This window comes from Pseudoalteromonas holothuriae (assembly GCF_945859825.1).
Taxonomy (GTDB): Bacteria; Pseudomonadota; Gammaproteobacteria; order Enterobacterales; family Alteromonadaceae; genus Pseudoalteromonas; species Pseudoalteromonas holothuriae.
In genome coordinates, this window is sequence record NZ_CAMAPC010000018.1 from 1 (window position 1) to 20,807 (window position 20,807).

Sequence of the window (20,807 nt, forward strand, 5' to 3'; positions counted from 1 at the left end):
ACTTAATTTGAAGTTTTTGTTTTACTAAAAAGTCATTTTAAGTTTTACTCGACGCTGACTCGTTTTGCTTTGCTTATTGTGCGTAGCGCTCCGTGTCAGTGGGGTCGCATTATAGGGCGATGAATAAAAAGCGCAAGCGCTTTTTTAAGAAAAGTGACAAAAACAGGTTGTTCGTACAAAAATAACGCTAAAAGCTCAATAAAAGCACTTTAATTTTGGATTTTAGGCATTAAAGCTCGTATTTACTGCAATACAAATCGTTATTTATCTATATATCCATTACAAAAGCAGCAGAAAACTTGCGTTAAGTTCATTAACTTTTACTTTATAAATAAAAAACTCTATAAGCTAAGTTAAAAGAACAGTGAAATGCTCTACATTAAGTGATAACGATGCTATTGAAGTAAGTTAACGCAACAAAAAACTTAGGAAAGAAAAAAGCCGAGCAATAGCTCGGCTTTTTTTGTGTCTTATAATAAGACTTACTCTGCAGACTGCACGTCTTCTTGAGTTTCTTCCGCAACTGGACGGTCTAGAAGCTCAACATAAGCCATTGGTGCATTATCACCAGCACGGAAGCCACACTTAAGAATACGAGTGTAACCACCTGGACGACCCTCAAAACGAGGACCGATTTCGCTGAATAATTTACCAACTACTTCTTTATCACGTGTGCGAGCAAACGCTAAACGACGGTTTGCAACGCTATCAGTCTTAGCCAGTGTGATTAAAGGTTCAATTACACGGCGCAACTCTTTCGCTTTAGGCAAAGTTGTTTTGATGATTTCGTGCTTCACCAAAGAACCAGCCATGTTGCTGAACATCGCTTTGCGATGGCTGCTGTTACGGTTTAATTGACGACCACTCTTACGATGGCGCATGACCCTATCCTTCTAACTAAATAATATAGTAACTTAGCTTATTCAGCTAAGCTTGCCGGTGGCCAATTTTCTAGGCGCATACCTAGAGATAGACCACGTGAAGCTAGTACATCTTTGATTTCAGTTAGAGACTTCTTACCAAGATTTGGTGTTTTCAGAAGCTCAACTTCAGTACGCTGTACTAAGTCACCGATATATTGAATTTGCTCGGCTTTCAAACAGTTTGCTGAACGTACTGTTAGCTCAAGATCATCAACTGGACGAAGCAGAATAGGATCGAATTCTGGCTTCTCTTCTTTCTCTTCTGGCTCAGAAACATCACGTAAATCTACGAATGCATCTAATTGCTCAGCTAAGATAGTAGACGCACGGCGGATCGCTTCTTCTGGATCTAAAGTACCGTTTGTTTCCATATCAATGATTAACTTGTCTAAATCTGTACGTTGTTCAACACGGGCTGACTCAACCGAGTACGCAATACGCTCAACTGGACTGAATGATGCATCAAGCAGCAAACGACCAATTGGACGCTCATCGTCATCAGAGGATAAACGGCTAGACGCTGGCACATAACCACGACCGCGTTCAACACGAATACGCATGCTGATCTCGCTGTTACCTGCCGTTAAATGGCAAATAACGTGATCTGGATTGGCGATTGTAACATCTCCGTCGTGCTGGATATCTGCCGCAGTCACAGGGCCTACACCAGACTTAGTCAGGGTCAGAAAAACTTCATCTTTACCTTCTAGAGATACCGCTAAACCTTTTAGATTCAACAAAATTTCAATGATGTCTTCTTGAACGCCTTCTTTCGCGCTGTACTCATGCAATACACCGTCGATTTCAACTTCAGTTACTGCACATCCTGGCATAGATGACAACAGTATACGGCGTAAAGCGTTACCCAAAGTGTGGCCAAAACCACGCTCTAATGGCTCTAAAACTACTTTAGAACGCGTTGGGTTGATAGCGTCGATATCGACTAACCTTGGCTTTAGGAATTCGGTTACAGAACCCTGCATTTTATCCTCTCTTAACTCTTAACTTTACTTCGAGTAAAGTTCGACGATTAATTGTTCGTTAATGTCCGCAGACAGATCAGAACGCTCAGGTAGGCGCTTGAAGCTACCTTCCATTTTCTTACCGTCAACTTCAATCCAAGTTGGCTTTTCACGTTGCTCAGCCAACTCTAGAGCAGCGATGATACGCGCTTGTTTTTTAGACTTCTCACGAATTACTACTACATCTTCAGGAGTAACTACGAAAGAAGGGATATTAACAACACGACCATTAACCATAATCGCTTTGTGGCTTACTAACTGACGTGCTTCAGCACGTGTGCTTGCAAAACCCATGCGATATACAACATTGTCTAAACGTTGCTCTAGAAGCTGTAATAGATTTTCACCTGTGTTACCTTTAAGGCGAGCAGCTTCTTTATAATAGTTACGGAATTGCTTTTCTAATACACCGTAAATACGACGTACTTTTTGCTTTTCACGTAATTGTAAACCGTAATCAGATAGACGACCTTTACGAGCGCCGTGCTGACCAGGTGCAGTCTCAAGTTTACACTTTGAGTCGATAGCTCTTACGCCGCTCTTAAGGAACAGGTCAGTACCTTCACGACGACTCAGCTTGAGCTTAGGGCCCAAATATCTTGCCATGTTCTTTCTCCTAACCTATTGTTAAACGCGACGTTTCTTCGGTGGACGACAACCATTATGAGGGATTGGCGTCACGTCAGTGATGTTTGTGATACGGTAACCCGCAGCATTCAATGCACGTACAGCAGACTCACGGCCTGGACCTGGACCTTTAATGAACACTTCAAGATTCTTAAGACCATACTCTTGAGCAGCAGTACCTGCACGCTCAGCAGCAACCTGTGCAGCGAACGGAGTAGACTTACGTGAACCACGGAAACCAGAACCACCTGCAGTCGCCCAAGAAAGAGCATTACCTTGACGGTCAGTAATGGTTACGATTGTATTGTTGAATGATGCATGAACATGAGCCATACCATCAACAACTTGTTTTTTGACCTTTTTACGACGAATTGGTGCTTTAGCCATAACTTACCTCACCTTATCTTTTGATAGGCTTGCGAGGACCCTTACGAGTACGCGCGTTAGTCTTAGTACGTTGACCACGTAGTGGTAACGAACGACGATGACGTAAGCCACGGAAACATCCAAGGTCCATAAGACGCTTGATGTTTAAAGTCACTTCACGACGAAGATCACCTTCGACAGTGTACTTGCCAACTTCTTCACGAAGTACGTCAAGTGTTTCGTCTGAAAGTTCACCGATTTTTGTATTCTCGGCGATACCTGTCGCTGCTAAGATAGCCTTAGCGCGAGTTTTACCTACACCATAGATGCTAGTTAAACCAATAACTGCATGCTTATGATCAGGGACGTTAATGCCAGCGATACGGGCCACTAACACATCTCCTATATTTAGATCCGATTCCCATGTGTTTGAAAAGCCCGCAAGGATACTCAAACGAAGATCGGATCACATTCAAAAACACAGGCTAAGTAAAATTTTACTTAGCCTGCATGACTTTTATTAGCCTTGCCTTTGCTTGTGCTTAGGCTCACTGCATATCACACGTACTACACCAGCACGCTTGATAACTTTACAGTTACGGCAAATTTTCTTAACGGAAGCACGTACTTTCATTGCTCAACTCCGTGAAAATAACCTTATCGACCATAGCCTTTAAGGTTTGCTTTTTTCAGCACAGAATCATACTGATGTGACATCATATGAGTCTGTACTTGTGCCATAAAGTCCATGATAACAACAACGATAATCAAAATTGATGTACCGCCGAAGTAGAATGGCGTTTGCCACGCCATCGTCATAAACTCGGGCACCAGACAGATAAAGGTTATATACAAAGCACCTGCCAATGTCAGGCGTGTCATCACTTTATCAATGTATTTAGATGTCTGCTCACCTGGACGAATGCCTGGAATAAAAGCGCCAGATTTTTTCAGGTTATCTGCTGTCTCACGCGGGTTAAATACCAACGCAGTGTAGAAGAAGCAGAAGAAGATAATAGCCGCAGCTAACACCATCGCATACAGAGGTTGACCAGGAGTCAACACTGCAGAGATAGCTTGTAGCACATCAGCGACCGGACCTTCACCTTGGCCGAACCAGCTTGCAATTGTACCAGGGAACAAAATTATACTGCTAGCAAAGATTGGTGGAATAACACCCGCCATGTTTACTTTCAATGGTAAATGCGTGCTTTGAGCAGCAAATACTTGACGACCTTGTTGACGTTTAGCGTAGTTAACGACAATACGTCGTTGCCCACGTTCAAAGAAGACTACAAGATAAGTAACTGCGAATACGATTACCGCAATCAACAACAGTACAAGAACATTCAGATCACCTTGGCGCGCCATTTCAGCTGTCGAACCAATCGCAGACGGCAGGTTAGCTACAATACCCACAAAAATCAGTACTGAGATACCGTTACCAATACCTCGTTCTGTAATTTGTTCGCCCAGCCACATCAAGAACATAGTACCAGTTACTAAGCTCACCACTGCGGTGAAATAGAAACCAAAACCGGGGTTAACAACTAACCCGTTCATCATGCTTGGTAAGCCAGTGGCAATACCTATTGACTGGAATGTAGCAAGCACAAGCGTACCATAACGCGTGTACTGACTAATTTTCTTACGCCCTTGCTCGCCTTCTTTTTTAAGCTCTATCATCGCAGGATGTATGTGCGTTAATAGCTGCATAATAATTGAAGCCGATATATAAGGCATAATACCGAGTGCCAGTACCGAAGCACGCTCAAGCGCACCACCGCTGAACATGTTGAACATTTCAACAATGGTGCCCTTTTGTTGCTCGAAGAATTCGGCAAGTACAGCGGCATCAATCCCAGGGATCGGCACGAATGAACCTAGACGGTAAATAATGATAGCACCCAATACAAAAAGTAATCGACGCTTCAGTTCCGCAAGCCCACTTTGTGCACTTTGCATATCTTGACCTGGTTTAGCCATTAGTGTACTTCCTTAGTCTTCTACCTTGCCTCCGGCAGCTTCGATAGCCTCGCGAGCACCTTTAGACACTTTCATGCCTTTAACGGTAACTGCGCGTGAAACTTCGCCAGATTTAACAACTTTAACGAACAGAACGTTCTTTTTAACTAGACCAGCTGCTTGTAACGCGTTTAGGTCTACCACATCGCCTTCAACTTTAGCGATTTCGTAAAGGTTTACTTCTGTAGATACTAAAGATTTACGTGAAGTGAAACCAAACTTAGGTAGACGACGTTGCATAGGCATTTGACCGCCTTCAAAACCAACGCGTACTTTACCGCCAGAACGTGACTTTTGACCTTTGTGACCACGACCACCAGTCTTACCAAGACCAGAACCGATACCACGACCAACACGTTTAGCAGTAGTTTTTGAACCTGCAGCAGGAGAAAGTGTATTCAAATGCATTCGAATTACCCCTCAACCTTAACCATGTAAGAAACTTGGTTGATCATACCACGTACACATGCTGTGTCTTCCAACTCAACAGTGTGATTGATACGACGTAAACCAAGGCCACGTAAAGTCGCTTTATGCTTCGGTAAACGACCGATAGAGCTCTTTACTTGAGTAACTTTTACAGTTTTATTAGCCATGGTTAATTACCCCTGAATCTGTTCAACAGTTAAACCACGTTTCGCAGCAATACCTTCTGGAGAATTCATATTCTCTAGAGCAGCAATTGTTGCACGTACAACGTTGATTGGGTTTGTTGAACCGTAACATTTAGAAAGAACGTTTTGAACACCCGTTACTTCTAATACTGCACGCATTGCACCACCTGCGATGATACCAGTACCTTCAGAGGCTGGTTTCATGAACACTTGTGAACCTGCATGGCGACCCTTGATAGGGTGTTGCAATGTGTTACCGTTAAGATCTACATTGATCATGTTACGACGCGCTTTTTCCATTGCTTTTTGAATAGCAGCTGGAACTTCACGTGCTTTACCGTAACCAAAACCTACTTTACCTGCGCCATCACCAACTACTGTTAGTGCTGTGAAGCTAAAGATACGACCACCTTTAACTACTTTAGACACACGGTTTACCGCAATTAGCTTTTCTGCTAAATCAGGCTGTTGTTGCTTTGCTTCTACGTTAGCCATTGTCTACTCCTAGAATTGCAAACCGGCTTCACGCGCAGCATCAGCTAGCGCCTTCACACGGCCGTGATATTTAAAGCCACTGCGATCAAAAGCAATTTTTTCAATGCCTTTGTCAGCTGCACGTTCAGCAACCGCTTTACCTACAGCTTGCGCTGCAGCAACGTTGCTTGTACCTGTAACTGTTTCGCTAATCGCTTTTTCAACAGTAGAAGCAGCAGCCAGTACACCACCCTCAGCATTAACAACCTGAGCATAGATGTGACGTGGCGTGCGGTGGATAACAAGGCGCGTAGTGCCTTGTTCAATAAAATTTCTACGGGTGCGTTTAGCACGACGTAGACGAGCTGTTTTTTTATCCATCGTCTTACCTTACTTCTTCTTAGCTTCTTTACGACGCACATGCTCATCAGCGTAACGTACACCTTTACCTTTATAAGGTTCTGGCTCACGGTATGCACGGATGTTAGCAGCAGTTTGACCAACTAGTTGTTTGTCAGCGCCTTTAACTACAAGTTCAGTTTGGCTTGGAGCTTCGATAGTAACCCCTTCAGGGATATCGAAGTTCACTGGGTGAGAGAAGCCAAGAGTTAAGTCTAAAACTTTACCCTTAACAGCCGCACGGTAACCAACACCAACTAGCTGAAGTTTTTTCTCATAACCTTCATGCGTACCAACAATCATGTTGTTGATAAGTGCACGAGCAGTACCTGCTTGTGCCCACGCGTTCGCAACGTCACGAGGTGTCGTTGTGATCACGCTGTCAGTAAGAGTTACTTCAACTGCGTCGTTGATAGTACGAGACAACTCACCATTTTTGCCTTTAACTGTGATGTCCTGGCCTTTAATTGTAACTTCTACACCGGCAGGAACTGTAATTGGAGCCTTCGCTATACGAGACATAGTTCCTCCGATTAAGCTACAAAGCCAATGATTTCACCACCAACGCCTGCACTACGTGCTGCGCGGTCTGTCATCAAGCCTTGAGAAGTTGATACGATAGCGATACCTAGACCACCCATTACCTTAGGTAATGCATCACGTTTCTTATAGATACGTAGACCAGGGCGGCTAACACGCTGGATGTTTTCAATAACAGCTTTGCCTTCGAAGTACTTTAATTCGATAGTCAATTCTGGTTTTACGTCGCCAGATACTGCGAAGTCAGTGATATAACCTTCGTCTTTAAGTACCTTAGCTACAGCTACTTTCAGCTTTGAAGTTGGCATTGCTACAGCAACCTTCTTCGCAGTCTGACCGTTACGGATACGTGTGAACAAATCCGCAATAGGATCTTGCAAGCTCATGTCTTACTCCCGTGATTCTATTACCAAGAAGCCTTTTTAAGGCCAGGAATTTCACCGCGCATAGCTGCTTCGCGAACTTTAATACGGCTCATGCCGAATTTACGAAGGAAACCATGTGGGCGGCCCGTGATGTTACAACGATTACGTTGACGTGCAGGGCTTGAATCACGCGGTAAGCTTTGAAGCTTTAATACCGCATCCCAACGATCATCTTCAGATGTATTAACATCGCTGATGATAGCTTTTAGTGCTGCGCGCTTTTCAGCGTACTGAGCAACAAGTTTAGTGCGCTTTGCTTCGCGCGCTTTCATAGAATTCTTTGCCATAACCCTACCCTTATTTCTTAAATGGGAAGTTAAACGCTTCTAACAACGCACGGCCTTCCTCATCAGTTTTCGCAGAAGTTGTGATTGTGATGTCCATACCGCGAACGCGGTCAACTTTATCATAATCGATTTCTGGGAAGATGATTTGCTCACGTACGCCCATAGAGTAGTTACCGCGACCGTCAAAAGACTTTGCGCTAACACCGCGGAAATCACGAATACGTGGCATTGCAATTGAGACTAAACGCTCAAGGAAATCCCACATACGCTCACCGCGTAGGGTTACTTTACAACCAATTGGGTAGCCTTCACGAATTTTAAAGCCAGCAACTGATTTGCGTGCTTTCGTGATAAGTGCTTTCTGACCAGAGATTGCTTCTAGATCGTTAACTGCGTTCTCTAGAATTTTCTTGTCAGCTAGGGCTTCGCCCACGCCCATGTTTAATGTGATCTTTTCGATCTGAGGGACTTGCATGACAGAGCTGAAACCAAACTTCTCTTGAAGTTCAGAAACTACTTTGTCTTTATATACTTCATGCAGTTTCGCCATCGTCTACTCCAACTATTAGATAGTTTTACCAGTAGATTTGAAGATACGTAATTTCTTACCGTCTTCAATCTTGAAACCTACACGATCTGCTTTACCAGTTTCCTGGTTGAAGATCGCAACGTTTGATACGTCGATTGACGCTTCTTTCTCAACAATACCGCCAGCTTGCTGTAACTGAGGTACAGGCTTTTGGTGCTTCTTGATTAAGTTAATGCCTTCGACAAATACTCGACCAGCTTCTGTTACAACTGAAAGCACTTTTCCGCGCTTACCTTTGTCTTTACCGGCTAGTACGATTACTTCGTCATCACGACGGATTTTTGCTGCCATGATAGACTCCTTATAGTACTTCTGGGGCTAGTGAAACGATTTTCATGAACTTTTCAGTACGAAGTTCACGCGTCACAGGGCCGAAAATACGAGTACCAATAGGCTGTAAGTTATCATTTAAGATAACAGCCGCATTGCTATCGAAACGGATCAAAGAACCGTCCGGACGACGAACGCCTTTTCTAGTACGCACAACTACCGCGTTTTTAACATCACCTTTCTTCACTTTACCGCGAGGAATAGCTTCTTTAACAGAAACTTTAATGATGTCACCAACAGCCGCGTAGCGACGGTGCGAACCACCAAGGACTTTAATACACTGCACTTTGCGAGCGCCGCTGTTATCAGCAACGTCCAGCTGAGTTTGCATTTGGATCATATTAATGAGCTCCGGTGTAGTAATAACTCGCTTGAATTTTGTTTAAAATCAAAGCATTTAGATTATATTCCACTCAAAAAACGTGTTCTTTGTCTTTCAAGGGCGGGCAATTGTACCAGCAAAGATTGGTTATGGATAGTTCAATTTTTAATTAATTTAGTAAACGCAATCGTTACAGCAGGTACAGTTTTACTATGTGTGGGCCTAAGTTAGTTAATTCAAGACAAAAGTCTCTTTTAACGTCAATTGTTTAAAAAGCACCCAAGTTATTTTACTCTGCTCTTTGCTTATCAATAAAGTTTGCTACATTATCTACCGTATCTAACCAGTAACCATTGCTTGGGTCTTTTAAATACACAATCAAAGCGTCAAGTGCATCGCGGTCAATTGTATATTTACCTTTTGACCCCACTTCATGCCCGGCTAAAATAATCCAGCTTTGGCTAAAGCGCATTGCCTCTAGCGTGGCTTTTATTTGCTCAAACGTCATACCATCAATGCGAATACCTGTAAGTTGGGCAAAATCGGTGTAGTTTGCATTATTTGCCGTTTCATCAAGCCAAGTACGACCCGTGATAAATAGCTCAGCAATTAGTGGTACGTAACTTTGCACCTCGCTCCCTCGACCAACAAAGGTATTACCACAAGGGTAGGCGAATGAGCGTGGGGGCACGCCTAAATTACTTTCAATAAACTGATTGGTCTTTTCAATATCATCACGCATCCACGTTAAATCAACTTGCTCTAAGCCTTTACCCATAGCTCTTAGCCATTGGAAGTTACCCGTGCATAAATGGCTTTGTGTATGATTGCCAATTTCATGACCATTGTTAGCAACCCCTTGCCAATCGGCCAGCCTCGCCCGCACAGGTTCGGGCATTACATAAAAGGTCACTTTAACATTATATTTGTCTAAAATTGGCATGCCTACATCGAGTTGGCTCGCTCTAGCGTCGTCAAAGGTAATGCTAATGGCATTGCGCGCTTGGTTAGGATATTGCCATGCTTGGTCATTGTTCTTGGGGAATTGTTGCGTTGCTTTTGCTTGTGATTCAACTTCTACGCTATTGCAGCCAACCAAACCCAGTGTAAGCGTCAGTAGCAAAGCATTTTTTAACCGGCTCTTCATTTGTTCCTCCTTGGTGAACAAATTTACTCAAAAATTAGTAAACCATGACTTAAATACTGCCGCAATTAAATAAAATTAATCACACTTTTTATGTAATTAGAGGTTCTCAACCTGCGTACATCCCTATAAACTGAAAAGTAAGAATAAAGTTGGAATTTGAGTTTGCAGTGATCGACCTAAGCACCCATTATCAAAACGTTTTACCTATTGGCCAAGGCGGTATGAGTTCCGTCTTTTTGGCGACAGATACAACGCTAGGTCGTAAAGTTGCGCTCAAAGTGTTAAATAATAAAAACCAGCACAGCCAAAGCCTGCTGGATGAAGCCCGCTTGCTTGCCAAGCTAAATCACCCAAATATCGTACAAATTTATAATGTACGCGAAATTGACGATTGCCTTGTGTTAGAAATGGAATACGTACAAGGGAGCACTTTATACAACTTTTCAAAAGAACGTCACCTCGATTTAGAGCAAAAGTTGTCAGTTTTGATTGATATTGCACAAGGGCTAGAAGCTGCGCATAAACAACAGATTTTACATTTAGACTTAAAACCCGCCAATATATTAGTCGATGACCAAGGCCGCGCTAAAATAGCCGACTTTGGTATATCTCAGCTAAAAGGTGAGCAAGAGCTTGCCAATATGTCGAGTTTTGGCAGCTTAACCTCTATGTCTCCTGAGCAACTGCGTGAAGAGCCTCTTGATCAACGTAGTGACTTGTTTTCTTTTGGTTTGTTAGCTTATCAATTGCTCGCTGGTACTCACCCGTACCGCCCTCAAGCTCTCGAAGATAGCGATATAGCCATTGCAGAACAAATTAAATTTACCCCACTTGAAAATAGTGCTCGCGCTATCATTGAACTACCTAGTGCTTTAATTACACTGCTCGATCGCTTACTGCAATTTAATAAAGACTTACGCCCCAATAGCGCTGATGAAGTTGCCATGCAGCTTAAACAAATTATTATGACGGTGAGCTACGACAATAGCGATCCTACCGTTGAAATAAGTAGCGTAAACCTCACTAATCCAAAAAAAGCGAAAGGTAAATTGCTGGCTTTCTTTTCATTTATCCTTTTTGTGGTCGGTTTAATTGGCAGCGGTATTTGGTATTGGCAAGTAAACAAGCCCAAAACCTATATTGCCGCACTGCCAATTAAATATGATGAGCAATCGTCGCTGACGGATACCCAACAACGCATTGTTAAACTGGGCCTAGACGATGCGATTAGTAACTTTATTTTGCAAGATAGTAGCACCTTGCAAGTGTCTAACTCCGAAGTGGAAAGCGCGATTAAGTTAATGGGTGAAGAAACATCGTTGGCAAGTTTAAGCAAAGCGCTGGGTGCGAATATTTTATTAGAACCCAAACTATCGTGTCGCGGGTCGATTTGTGAAGTGATATTGAATGCGATAGATGGTGGTAAGGCTACTATGATCAAGTCTACACGTTATAGTGTTGATGCGGAGAGTTTTAGTGAAGCATATAGGAATAGTTTGAATCATGTGAGTGGGTTATTTTCGCAAGAGGCTCAGCATGATGAGATGAGTGAAGAGTTTTTTGATGAGTATGTCGAGCTAGTGCAGATATTTGATACTGGAGTTCAAGATTTAGAACAAAGCCTTAGCCAAATACGTACACTAATACGACTCGCTCCAAACTTCACCCCCTTATATAGTTTGTATCGCCGTGTTGTAATTGAAACTCATCGCGTCAGTTCAAATTCAGCACAACTGCTAGACTTTTTAGACATATTGGAAAACGCACCTAGTAACTACAGAGCAAGCCCTGACTATACGCTTAGCCTTATTCTTGTATATCAAGCATTAAAAGACTGGAAACAGGCTGAAAATCTAATTAACTCATTAGAAAGCTCATCTATGGAACCATATGAGCTATATAGTATCAAAGCTAATTATTACAGAGAAAGAGCCCTCTACCAAGACGCTCTCGATAACACTCTTAAAGCTTACCAACTAAGGCCTACGCTACAAATAACACGAAACACGGCCATTATTTATTTACTAAATGGTGATTACTCAACTGCACTAACCTATTTGAATCTAGTAATAGATGCGGCTCCAGATGACTACTGGGCACTGCAAGCATATGCTGATATTTCGCTTTTAAACGACTCACCTCAAAAAGCAATAGAAGCATATAACAAGTTGCTTTCATACTCTCCAAATGCCTCTCAAGCACTGACAAACCTTTCTATCGCTTATGCACTTGTTGGGAGTTTTCAAAAATCAGAAGAAAGTGCAAAACAGGCTTATCTCTTAAACACTGAGAATGTAAGCTATATAATCAATTTCGCTGACAGTCTTTCATATTTAGGTAAAACTGAAAAAGCTGAGCAGCTTTATAAAGAGGTTCTCGATTTAACACATGAGTCGGATAATTCCGATTTCCTTCTCGTTAGAGCCCAAGCATTACTTCATTCTGGACTTGAGTTTGAAGCTTTAAGACTGCTCAAAGAAATAGAAACTACGAACCCGAACAACTATGATCTTAAGTTTGTTAAGGCTTTAATATTGACAACGCTAGGCGAACATCAGTCAGCATTATTAGCAGTTGAAGAAAGTATCAATGAAGGATGGAGTAAAAACTTTTTCACTTTGCCTTGGTTTACAAACCTTTGTCAGCATAGGGCAAAACTCACACAACTAATTGGCACAGAGAACTCAGAACGTCTCTGTGTCAATTAAATATAATTTTTATCTTGGCTGAGTGCCTCCAATTACCACTTTAGGATCTTGCGAAAAATAACGCTTAACTGGTTCAAGTGAATTATTGCTATCGGTCTTTTGCTCAACCACTAAACGAAAATCAATGGTCGCTTCACCCAAAGGCTCTAGGGTAAAGCTCATTGCCTGTGGCTCGGTCATTAAGCGCTTTATGTCATCAGCACTTAATGTGTGATCCAAGCTAACTGCTTCAATAATCACTGTCACAGCGTTCTTATCCGCTGATACATTACTCGTAAGGTTGTAATTGAAGTTATCTTGAGCTTCAGTAAATAAGGTGCCGTTTTCAGTGAACTTCCATTCACCCTGACTTTCTGACGCAAGCGTATAAATTAAAACCGCTTGGTCGCCATTGTTAAGTTGTATATTTAGCGTGTCACCATTTGAATTTGTCTGTTGGGTAATCTGCCAATCTTCACCTGTTGCATCAGGTTTCACTGTATAGTGATATGTGTTTGTTTGGTCCATGCGAGTTTCCTTCGTTTATGTGAGGAGATAAGTCATATAACCATATTAAGTACGCAAATACGATTACATCAAATTACAGCTATTTTAATGCATTATAAACAATAAACAGCATTTTTCGGGGCGAACTGCAAGTATACTCAATAGTGAAGCTTAAGTGTTCATTTATCAGCAACACAATCAGGCTCAAAACAATACTCAGCAGCATCAATAATTATTTTACAATCATAAAAGTGACTGGGTATTGCCTGATCATAGCGCCGCTCTTGAGCTGCATTTTTTACTGTATCAACTAAGGCTTGCCTTTGCTGAACCCACCTCTTTGGAAAGTTTGGATTATTGTGGATATGAGATAGGCCCCTAAACTCAAAATAAATTGTTCTGCGTTGGCTATCGCTTTTTTGTTTATTAGAGCCATGAATGGTTCTGGCATGATGAAATACCACCTCTGCGGCTTTTACATCCACATGGTGGGCCTTAATATGGCCGCTGGTTAAATCTCGCTTATAGTTACACACCGTTTTGGTATTTAAGTGAGAGCCTGCAAGTACTTTGAGTGCACCTTGTTCCGCATAGGCATCATCAAGATACACCCCCACGGTGAGTATGGTATCAGTGGTATTGGTATTAACATCTCGGTGCCAATCAAAAGCATTATCCCATGGATGCTTAACTAACAGCGACTCATAGATAGGTAGCACGGGTTCACCGATAATATGTTCAGCAATTTGGATGATGTTAGGCTGTACTAACAAATCAATAAACTGTGGCGCAAATAAAAATAAATCATTCACGCGAGACACAAAACGTGTACCTTGGTATTGCCCAACCGCAATTCGCTCTAATTGCTGTTCGTTATCAGCGAGCGCTGTTGTGTTCTCCATCACTTGCAAACTCAGTTGTTGCAATTGATTAAGTAAAGAAGCACTCAACGCTTGTTTAATGACGCCATAACCCTGATTATGGAAATCTACATACCATTGCTGTGTTTGTGTCATGTTTAACTTCCCTATCTACTAAAGGGGGAAACAAAAACTGAAGCCCCCAACACCAACCAAACCGCTAAAGCCTAACCACCAAATAGCCCTTTGAGCTTATCTTTTAATTTATCCTTTAATTTATCTTTGGCTTTGTCTTTAGCCGCGCCACCTACATCAATGTTCACATCCACTTTATGGAATGGACCTTTGATACGCAGTGGTACTTTAAATCCAGTGCTGTCATCGGTGCTGGCTTGGCCTTCAATGGTATCAACAATGCCTGTCACTAAACGGTAGTTCACATTAGTTTGCGGTAAGTCTACATCCCCTTCACCCGTAATACGAATAAGCGGGCTTGCTAAATACAGATCAGTATTAACGCCAACGCCATTGGTAAAAATCATGCTCCCCGTTAAAGATGAAAAGTCGGTTTTTTGCTCGGGGTTATAATCGGCGTTTAAGCCTTCTTTTAAGGATGAAAAGTCGCCTTTGAGCATTTCTTTGGCTTTACGGGTCATTTCAGCAATGTTAGCACCTTTAACGCCACCATCTTTTAAATTAAATGCCAGTTTTCCGCCAAGCGCTGATACAAATGCTTTTTGACTTTGCCCTGTCGTGGTTAAATCCCAATTTATACTGCCTTTGCCTAATACTTTGTCAAAACCTACCGCATCAGTTAACAGCGGTTCAGCATTGATGCTATCAAGCGCAAACTGGGTCTTTACTTTGTAAGGCGTGCGACTGGTATTGAGTGTAACCGTGCCCTTGCCTGTTCCCTCATAAGCATTGAACTTATCTAAACCAATATTTGCCACACCGTTGTTCAGCTTGAATGATAACTGGTTTTCACCCAGTTTTATCTCACGCGCTTTAAGGCCTGTTGAACGAACAACTATATTTGCATCTAGCGACTTTAAAGCAGATAAATCAATGGTTGTATCATCCCATACAATAGGTTGCGCTTGTTGCGGCTCTACTGGTGCTTTAGATTGCTCTATAGGTTCGGGTAAGTAAGGATTTAAATCCAACATACCTAAGTCTACATTCGCTTGCACGTTTAAACGATTACCTAGCTGTAACTCACTTTGACCTGCAATCGATAATTTATCTAGTTTGGCGACTAGCTTTTCAAGTGTGAATGTTTGCCCTGAAAAACGCATACTGCCGTTCACTTCAAAGCCATTAAATGCATTCTCTTTTGCTTTTAGGTCCACACCCTGCCATTGTGCTATGGCTTTTACTGAACCACCTTTGAGTGTAAGTTCACCTTGGATATCTTTGCCACCTTGTGCCACTTTTCCTGTAAAGGTCATATCAACTAAGGCTGAGTTAAGTGTTTGTGTTACCGTAAACGGGTTGCCGCTAATGAGCTTTTCTGGTGTTGCTAACATCGTGTTAAGTTCAAACACTTGTTTTTGATAGGTAATAGACCCCGCAATTGCCAAGGTGTCACGTAATGAAGGTAACTGCACCGTCACCTCCACATCACTCAGCTGATGCTTTACACCTGTTTGGCCATCGGCATAGGTAAATGTACCGCCATAAATAGCCACCTCCCCTAACTTTACATCAAAGTTAGTGGGTAAAGAGGTTGTCTCTTTATTTTGTTCTGTTTGCGAGTCTGTTTTTGATGGCTGTGTAGGCAGTATTTGCCAATTAGGCACGCCCTGTTGATTGGTTTCTAATAAAATATCAGGCTGGCGAATAACAAACTTCTCAAGCTTAGCTTCGCCACTAAATACTGATAACCAAGGAATGTGAACTTCAAGGGCTTGCATGCTCACCATGTCTTCTCGACTGCCTGAAGACATATTGGCAAAGTGTACATCATTGAGTTCTATTTTTAAGCTTGGCAGCACTGACAACTCGCTTTGCCCTAAGATCTGTAGTTTTCTACCTGTATTTAATTCAACTTGCTCAGAGAGCTCACTTATAATACGTTCAGTAGGAATTAAAAATGGTGCAGCAAGTACTACACCAACTAATACCAGAATTGTTCCACCCAATACCTTTATCGCGGTTTTCATAACATTCCTTAATGATTCATGGCTGAAGCGATTACTACTATAGTAGCGCTGCTAATAACTAAATTCATGCATATTCACTATGATAACAGTAAAAATAATTGCTGCAGAATGATGTTTATCTTGAAAGCGGCGTAAATATCGCTTTATTGGATTGTAAGTTCGCAATTCTTCGGTATGATCGCCCGCCCTTGTCATTTTTATCTGACATTGGCTAAACTTTAACGATGAATTTTTAAGCAAGTGTGTGGAGACTCAAACCAGCATGAAAAAGTTGCTCATTTCCCCGTCGCAAATGGCTCTAGGTGAACAAGAAAGTCAGATTTACCAGAATATCTTAAAACAAGCGACCGAGATCAGCCTAAACCTAATGGCGGTGAAGGTAGAGAACCACCCGGAAGATTTTTTACAATGGTGCTATGAACTACAAGACATTGCAAAAAACCGACTCAATTTTGATTTATTAGATGATCACCAACTTCCAACAGTTAAAAAACTACAAGACCAACTGACCTCTGCGATTAGCTTTTTGCAATTAAAAACGCTACGTATTACACCTTGGCCGGTGTTGGCTGCTTTTGTAGAACAACATAGTGAAGTATTAGCACTTGATGAGCAGTTAAAGTTAGTGACCTATTTAGCTGACAAACGTACTGCTGCTTTAAAAGAGATGATTGTTGAAGACCGCTTAGCGTTTAGTGGCAAACATGCTGCTTCATTAGACCCAGCAGTATACAACTTTGATGTAGAATGGTTTAGCTCAACTAAAAATGCCAAAGGTTTTCATCAGCTATTAGCCGATTTACCGGGTGCTTTTGATGAAGCGTTGGCACATATTCCAGCCCAAGGCGACGTCACAGAGCAAGATTACCAACAGTTTATGATTGCCTATTTTATGGCGTTTAATGGGAGTGACGAAAAGCCGACCCTTGCGCCTGCTACACGTTTATTAGCTATGCGCCGCCCTGATGTATTCACACCTATTAGCAACTCAAAACTCGATGCATTATGTTCAGCACTTGGGATTACAAAACTAAATAATCGCGACTTTGAACGCTATTGGCAAGATATCGTATTAACGGTTCATGCAATGCCTTGGTTTAAAATGCCAACACCTGCAAATGAGCTTGAACAACAACTTGTCGACATTAAAGCCTTACTGCCTTGTTGGTTTTACTATGTAGACAAAAGCACTTCTGAAAACTCTAACTACTTAAAGTTATTAAATAAGCCAAAGCGCACAACCAGTAGCGGTGGTAAAAAAACGGTCCGCCGTGGTAAAGAATCTGCCGAGATATTAGTTGATAGAGCACTCAGTGACGAGTCTATTCCTGAGCACATTCGTGCCAAACGTGATTCTATCATTGCTGAAGTTGAAAAAGGACGCAGTGTGAATGAAACTATTTCATTAATGCGCACTATTTTTGGTTAAGTAGTCTTTTGTACAGTTGATTTGCACATGTTACTTGCTAGGTACATGTGCAAAACCTTCCCTCATTATGCACCAGCAAAGTGCACTTGTAGAAATAGCACTCCTCTAATACTGTAAATTAGGTGAATAAAATTCATATTTATCATCGCATTAAATAAAACACGAAGATTTTCAAAAATTTGGCGTAGCCGTTGCTAATATTAGTTATATCTCACAGCGCTTTAGGAAATATAATGAAAAAAACAGCTTCTTTATTGGCTCTTACATGCCTTTCAATCATCTCGTTTAATACAAGTGCAGAAGTTAGCGCCAACGTCGCGGCCAGTTCAAACTACTACTGGCGAGGGTTAACCCAAACCGATGATGCTGCGGCCCTTTCCGGCGGTATTGATTATAACTCTGATAACGGGTTTTATGCTGGTACTTGGGTCTCGAATGTCGACTTTGACGATCAAACCAGTTACGAGATGGACTTTTACGCCGGCTTTAGTGGCGAAACCCAAGGGTTAGGGTACGACCTTGGTTACATTTATTACGCTTACCCTGATGCCCCCGGTGATAGTGATTTTGGCGAATTATATGGCTCACTCAGCTGGCAATGGTTGAGCGCAAAAGTCAGTTACCTCACGCATGCCCAAAATGACTCAAGTAACGAAGACGATATGCTTTATTTAGAACTTAATGCTAGCTTCAGCATTTTAACTGATAGCGAGCTTGCGCTGCACATTGGCCGTTCCAGTGGCGATACTATATTAGAGTGGACGGGCGAAGATGACAGTTATATGGATTATGGCATTAGCGTTAGCAAAGACGGATTTACCCTAGGGGTAGTAAAAACAGATTTAAACACCAATGATGATATTAAAGCCTACGTGAGTTATGGCGTCGACTTTTCTTTATAAAGTTAGTTTTTGATACTTGCTGCAAACTCAAGGGCCAAAAGGCCCTTGCTTACACAATCAACTAAGGTACGCTGTGCCCTGTGGATGCTTGCCAAATACGATACCATTGCTCACGCGTTAAAGTTAATTGCAAAGCTGAAATGGCCGACTCAACCCTGTTAATATTACTTGTGCCTAACACAATCGAAGGTTTACTGGGTAGTTTATTTAACCATGTATAAGCCACCTGATCGATAGCGGATGCGCCAATCTCTTGTGCGACTTGTTCCAATACTGTCACTAACCGAGAGGCCTTTTCATCCTGAGTATCAAACAGGAGGCCACCAGCTAGAGGAGACCAAAGCATAGGCTTTATAAATAACCTTTGGCACTGATCAAGCGTGCCATCATCTAACGCTTTCATCTGATAAACTGAGCATTCAATTTGATTTGTAAATAATGGAAAGTCCAACCGAGCTTGTAAAAGCTCTAATTGTGAGGGCGTAAAATTAGATACGCCAAAATCTAATACGTCACCTTGGCGCTTCAGAGTATAAAATGCCTCTGCAACTTCATCTGCCTCCATTAAATAATCAGGCCGGTGAATGAGTAATGCATCTAATCTATCAGTATTAAAATTTTTCAAGCTTTGCTGGGCCGATGCAATAATGTGCGCTTTACTTGAATCATAATGGTTGGCCTTACCTGCTAAACCCTTTTTCTCTAAAGCAGGGCGAATGCCACATTTGGTAATAATTTTAATTTGCTCACGTACCTGAGGAGCCAATTTTAATGCTTTGCCAAAAGCGGCTTCACATTCATATTGGCCGTAAATATCCGCGTGATCGGTATCTGTGATCCCTAATTCAATACACTGTTGTAAATAAGTTAGGCACTGTTTATCTGTTAGCTGCCATTCTAATAAACGCCAGAAGCCTACAGCAAACGGCGCAATGATAGACTTTGCGCTATTCATCATAATGATACCTTAATACAACTTGCTGCCGTTACTGCCTTAGTGACGGCCTTTTCAACTGTATTACTTCTTGCCAATGCCACTCCCATACGCCGCGTACCTATCACCTCAGGTTTACCAAACAAACGTACCTCGGTGTTGGGCATAGACAAAGCATCATCAAGGCCGCTATATTGCAACTGCTTTGACTCTCCGGTGACTAAAATCACGCTTGATGCCGATGGACCATGAAAATGAATGTTGGGAATAGGTAACCCTAAAATCGCTCGCACATGCAATGCAAATTCACTTAAGTCTTGTGAAATTAAAGTGACCATACCTGTGTCGTGAGGTCTTGGTGACACTTCACTAAAATACACATCATCGCCTTTAATGAATAGCTCAACGCCAAATAAACCTCTACCACCGAGCGCGTCAGTTACTTTGCTGGCAATTTCTTTACTGCGCGCCAATGCTAGGTCGCTCATATTCTGGGGCTGCCAACTTTGCTGATAATCGCCATTTTCTTGCACATGCCCAATCGGTTCACAAAAGCTTGTGCCGTTAATATGGCAAGTAGTGAGTAAGGTAATTTCATAATCAAAATCGACAAAGCCTTCAACAATAACTCGCCCTTGCCCTGCACGTCCACCTTCTTGAGCATAATGCCATGCCGCATCAATATCTTGCGCTGATTTTACAACACTTTGCCCCTTACCTGATGAGCTCATGATTGGCTTCACCACACAAGGCATACCAATATCGGTAATCGCTTTTTTAAAGTCCGCTAGCGTATCTACAAAGTAATAAGGTGATGTGGCAAGACTAAGCTCCTCAGCCGCTAAACGCCGAATTCCCTCGCGATTCATGGTCAATTGGGTTGCTTTGGCACTGGGTACAACCGTAAACCCTTGATTTTCTAATTCAACAAGCCTGTCGGTCGCGATAGCTTCTATTTCCGGTACAATGTAATCAGGTTGCTCCTGCTTTATCACTTCTTCTAAACGCTCGCCATCAAGCATCGATAACACATAGCTTCTATCAGCTACCTGCATAGCAGGTGCATGCGGATAACGGTCTAGCACCACAACCTCACAGCCTAGGCGTTTAAATTCTAGTACTACCTCTTTACCTAGCTCACCGCCGCCACATAACAGCACCTTACATGCTGTTGTAGAAAAGGGTGTACCTAACGATTTTATTTTCATTTACTTTCCTATACTAGGGCTTGTT

At 42.1% G+C, this 20,807-nt stretch carries 26 protein-coding genes; 3 read left to right on the plus strand and 23 right to left on the minus strand.

From position 1 onward, the window contains the following. Window positions 1-482: 482 nt before the first annotated feature. The 18 genes from rplQ to OCI93_RS17060 all read right to left on the minus strand — a co-directional run bounded on the left by rplQ (window position 483) and on the right by OCI93_RS17060 (window position 10,090). Window positions 483-881, minus strand: coding sequence for a 50S ribosomal protein L17 (rplQ, locus tag OCI93_RS16975; RefSeq protein WP_261594610.1), 399 nt, complete (start codon window positions 879-881; stop codon window positions 483-485). Between the two features lie 38 nt (window positions 882-919). Beyond that, on the minus strand, window positions 920-1,906 hold the full coding sequence (locus OCI93_RS16980) for a DNA-directed RNA polymerase subunit alpha (protein ID WP_261594611.1): 987 nt from the start codon (window positions 1,904-1,906) through the stop codon (window positions 920-922). A gap of 24 nt (window positions 1,907-1,930) precedes the next feature. Beyond that, window positions 1,931-2,551, minus strand: coding sequence for a 30S ribosomal protein S4 (rpsD, locus tag OCI93_RS16985; RefSeq protein WP_171628000.1), 621 nt, complete (start codon window positions 2,549-2,551; stop codon window positions 1,931-1,933). Window positions 2,552-2,572: 21 nt separating this feature from the next. Further along, the gene (rpsK, locus tag OCI93_RS16990) at window positions 2,573-2,959 is read right to left on the minus strand and encodes a 30S ribosomal protein S11 (protein ID WP_010363724.1); all 387 of its coding nucleotides are present in this window, start codon (window positions 2,957-2,959) and stop codon (window positions 2,573-2,575) included. Between the two features lie 13 nt (window positions 2,960-2,972). After that, window positions 2,973-3,329 carry a 30S ribosomal protein S13 gene (rpsM, locus tag OCI93_RS16995; protein ID WP_261594612.1) on the minus strand — a complete coding sequence of 119 codons (357 nt, stop codon included), beginning with the start codon at window positions 3,327-3,329 and terminating at the stop codon, window positions 2,973-2,975. Between the two features lie 129 nt (window positions 3,330-3,458). Next, window positions 3,459-3,572 carry a 50S ribosomal protein L36 gene (rpmJ, locus tag OCI93_RS17000; protein ID WP_002959476.1) on the minus strand — a complete coding sequence of 38 codons (114 nt, stop codon included), beginning with the start codon at window positions 3,570-3,572 and terminating at the stop codon, window positions 3,459-3,461. Window positions 3,573-3,595: 23 nt separating this feature from the next. Continuing rightward, window positions 3,596-4,924, minus strand: coding sequence for a preprotein translocase subunit SecY (gene secY / locus OCI93_RS17005; protein ID WP_261594613.1), 1,329 nt, complete (start codon window positions 4,922-4,924; stop codon window positions 3,596-3,598). Between the two features lie 12 nt (window positions 4,925-4,936). After that, window positions 4,937-5,371 carry a 50S ribosomal protein L15 gene (gene rplO, locus OCI93_RS17010; RefSeq protein ID WP_261594614.1) on the minus strand — a complete coding sequence of 145 codons (435 nt, stop codon included), beginning with the start codon at window positions 5,369-5,371 and terminating at the stop codon, window positions 4,937-4,939. Window positions 5,372-5,376: 5 nt separating this feature from the next. Continuing rightward, a complete protein-coding gene (gene rpmD / locus OCI93_RS17015) occupies window positions 5,377-5,559 on the minus strand; it encodes a 50S ribosomal protein L30 (protein ID WP_016710201.1) in 183 nt (60 codons plus the stop codon). 6 nt (window positions 5,560-5,565) lie between these two features. Continuing rightward, a complete protein-coding gene (gene rpsE / locus OCI93_RS17020) occupies window positions 5,566-6,072 on the minus strand; it encodes a 30S ribosomal protein S5 (protein WP_261594615.1) in 507 nt (168 codons plus the stop codon). Between the two features lie 9 nt (window positions 6,073-6,081). Beyond that, on the minus strand, window positions 6,082-6,432 hold the full coding sequence (gene rplR / locus OCI93_RS17025) for a 50S ribosomal protein L18 (protein WP_261594616.1): 351 nt from the start codon (window positions 6,430-6,432) through the stop codon (window positions 6,082-6,084). 9 nt (window positions 6,433-6,441) lie between these two features. Then, on the minus strand, window positions 6,442-6,972 hold the full coding sequence (gene rplF / locus OCI93_RS17030; RefSeq protein WP_261594617.1) for a 50S ribosomal protein L6: 531 nt from the start codon (window positions 6,970-6,972) through the stop codon (window positions 6,442-6,444). Between the two features lie 11 nt (window positions 6,973-6,983). Further along, window positions 6,984-7,376 (minus strand): 30S ribosomal protein S8, encoded by a 393-nt coding sequence (gene rpsH, locus OCI93_RS17035; protein ID WP_261594618.1) that lies wholly within the window; start codon window positions 7,374-7,376, stop codon window positions 6,984-6,986. A 20-nt stretch (window positions 7,377-7,396) separates the two neighbouring features. Continuing rightward, window positions 7,397-7,702: a 30S ribosomal protein S14 gene (rpsN, locus tag OCI93_RS17040; RefSeq protein ID WP_261594619.1), complete on the minus strand. Its 306-nt coding sequence runs from the start codon at window positions 7,700-7,702 to the stop codon at window positions 7,397-7,399. Between the two features lie 10 nt (window positions 7,703-7,712). After that, window positions 7,713-8,252: a 50S ribosomal protein L5 gene (gene rplE, locus OCI93_RS17045; protein ID WP_261594620.1), complete on the minus strand. Its 540-nt coding sequence runs from the start codon at window positions 8,250-8,252 to the stop codon at window positions 7,713-7,715. 15 nt (window positions 8,253-8,267) lie between these two features. Further along, window positions 8,268-8,582 (minus strand): 50S ribosomal protein L24, encoded by a 315-nt coding sequence (gene rplX, locus OCI93_RS17050; protein WP_261594621.1) that lies wholly within the window; start codon window positions 8,580-8,582, stop codon window positions 8,268-8,270. A 10-nt stretch (window positions 8,583-8,592) separates the two neighbouring features. Next, window positions 8,593-8,961, minus strand: a complete 369-nt coding sequence (gene rplN, locus OCI93_RS17055; RefSeq protein WP_261594622.1) for a 50S ribosomal protein L14 — start codon at window positions 8,959-8,961, stop codon at window positions 8,593-8,595. A 271-nt stretch (window positions 8,962-9,232) separates the two neighbouring features. Continuing rightward, a complete protein-coding gene (locus tag OCI93_RS17060) occupies window positions 9,233-10,090 on the minus strand; it encodes a polysaccharide deacetylase family protein (RefSeq protein ID WP_261626893.1) in 858 nt (285 codons plus the stop codon). Between the two features lie 149 nt (window positions 10,091-10,239). On the opposite strand from OCI93_RS17060, the gene OCI93_RS17065 reads away from it, so the two are divergent. Then, the gene (locus tag OCI93_RS17065) at window positions 10,240-12,798 is read left to right on the plus strand and encodes a serine/threonine-protein kinase (protein ID WP_261626894.1); all 2,559 of its coding nucleotides are present in this window, start codon (window positions 10,240-10,242) and stop codon (window positions 12,796-12,798) included. A 9-nt stretch (window positions 12,799-12,807) separates the two neighbouring features. On the opposite strand, the gene OCI93_RS17070 is transcribed toward OCI93_RS17065, so the two are convergent. The 3 genes from OCI93_RS17070 to OCI93_RS17080 form a co-directional block, all read right to left on the minus strand. Next, window positions 12,808-13,305 carry a hypothetical protein gene (locus tag OCI93_RS17070; RefSeq protein WP_261626895.1) on the minus strand — a complete coding sequence of 166 codons (498 nt, stop codon included), beginning with the start codon at window positions 13,303-13,305 and terminating at the stop codon, window positions 12,808-12,810. A 158-nt stretch (window positions 13,306-13,463) separates the two neighbouring features. After that, window positions 13,464-14,300, minus strand: a complete 837-nt coding sequence (locus OCI93_RS17075; RefSeq protein WP_261626896.1) for a phytanoyl-CoA dioxygenase family protein — start codon at window positions 14,298-14,300, stop codon at window positions 13,464-13,466. Window positions 14,301-14,371: 71 nt separating this feature from the next. After that, window positions 14,372-16,309 (minus strand): AsmA family protein, encoded by a 1,938-nt coding sequence (locus OCI93_RS17080; RefSeq protein ID WP_261626897.1) that lies wholly within the window; start codon window positions 16,307-16,309, stop codon window positions 14,372-14,374. Between the two features lie 262 nt (window positions 16,310-16,571). On the opposite strand from OCI93_RS17080, the gene OCI93_RS17085 reads away from it, so the two are divergent. Continuing rightward, the gene (locus OCI93_RS17085; RefSeq protein ID WP_261594628.1) at window positions 16,572-17,738 is read left to right on the plus strand and encodes a hypothetical protein; all 1,167 of its coding nucleotides are present in this window, start codon (window positions 16,572-16,574) and stop codon (window positions 17,736-17,738) included. Window positions 17,739-17,971: 233 nt separating this feature from the next. Further along, window positions 17,972-18,640, plus strand: coding sequence for a TorF family putative porin (locus OCI93_RS17090; RefSeq protein ID WP_261594629.1), 669 nt, complete (start codon window positions 17,972-17,974; stop codon window positions 18,638-18,640). A gap of 61 nt (window positions 18,641-18,701) precedes the next feature. Here OCI93_RS17090 and OCI93_RS17095 read toward each other — a convergent pair whose 3' ends face one another. After that, window positions 18,702-19,595 carry an aldo/keto reductase gene (locus tag OCI93_RS17095; protein ID WP_261626933.1) on the minus strand — a complete coding sequence of 298 codons (894 nt, stop codon included), beginning with the start codon at window positions 19,593-19,595 and terminating at the stop codon, window positions 18,702-18,704. Continuing rightward, the gene (gene purT / locus OCI93_RS17100) at window positions 19,595-20,782 is read right to left on the minus strand and encodes a formate-dependent phosphoribosylglycinamide formyltransferase (RefSeq protein ID WP_261626898.1); all 1,188 of its coding nucleotides are present in this window, start codon (window positions 20,780-20,782) and stop codon (window positions 19,595-19,597) included. Before purT ends, OCI93_RS17095 begins: the two co-directional genes overlap by 1 nt. Window positions 20,783-20,807: the final 25 nt, after the last annotated feature.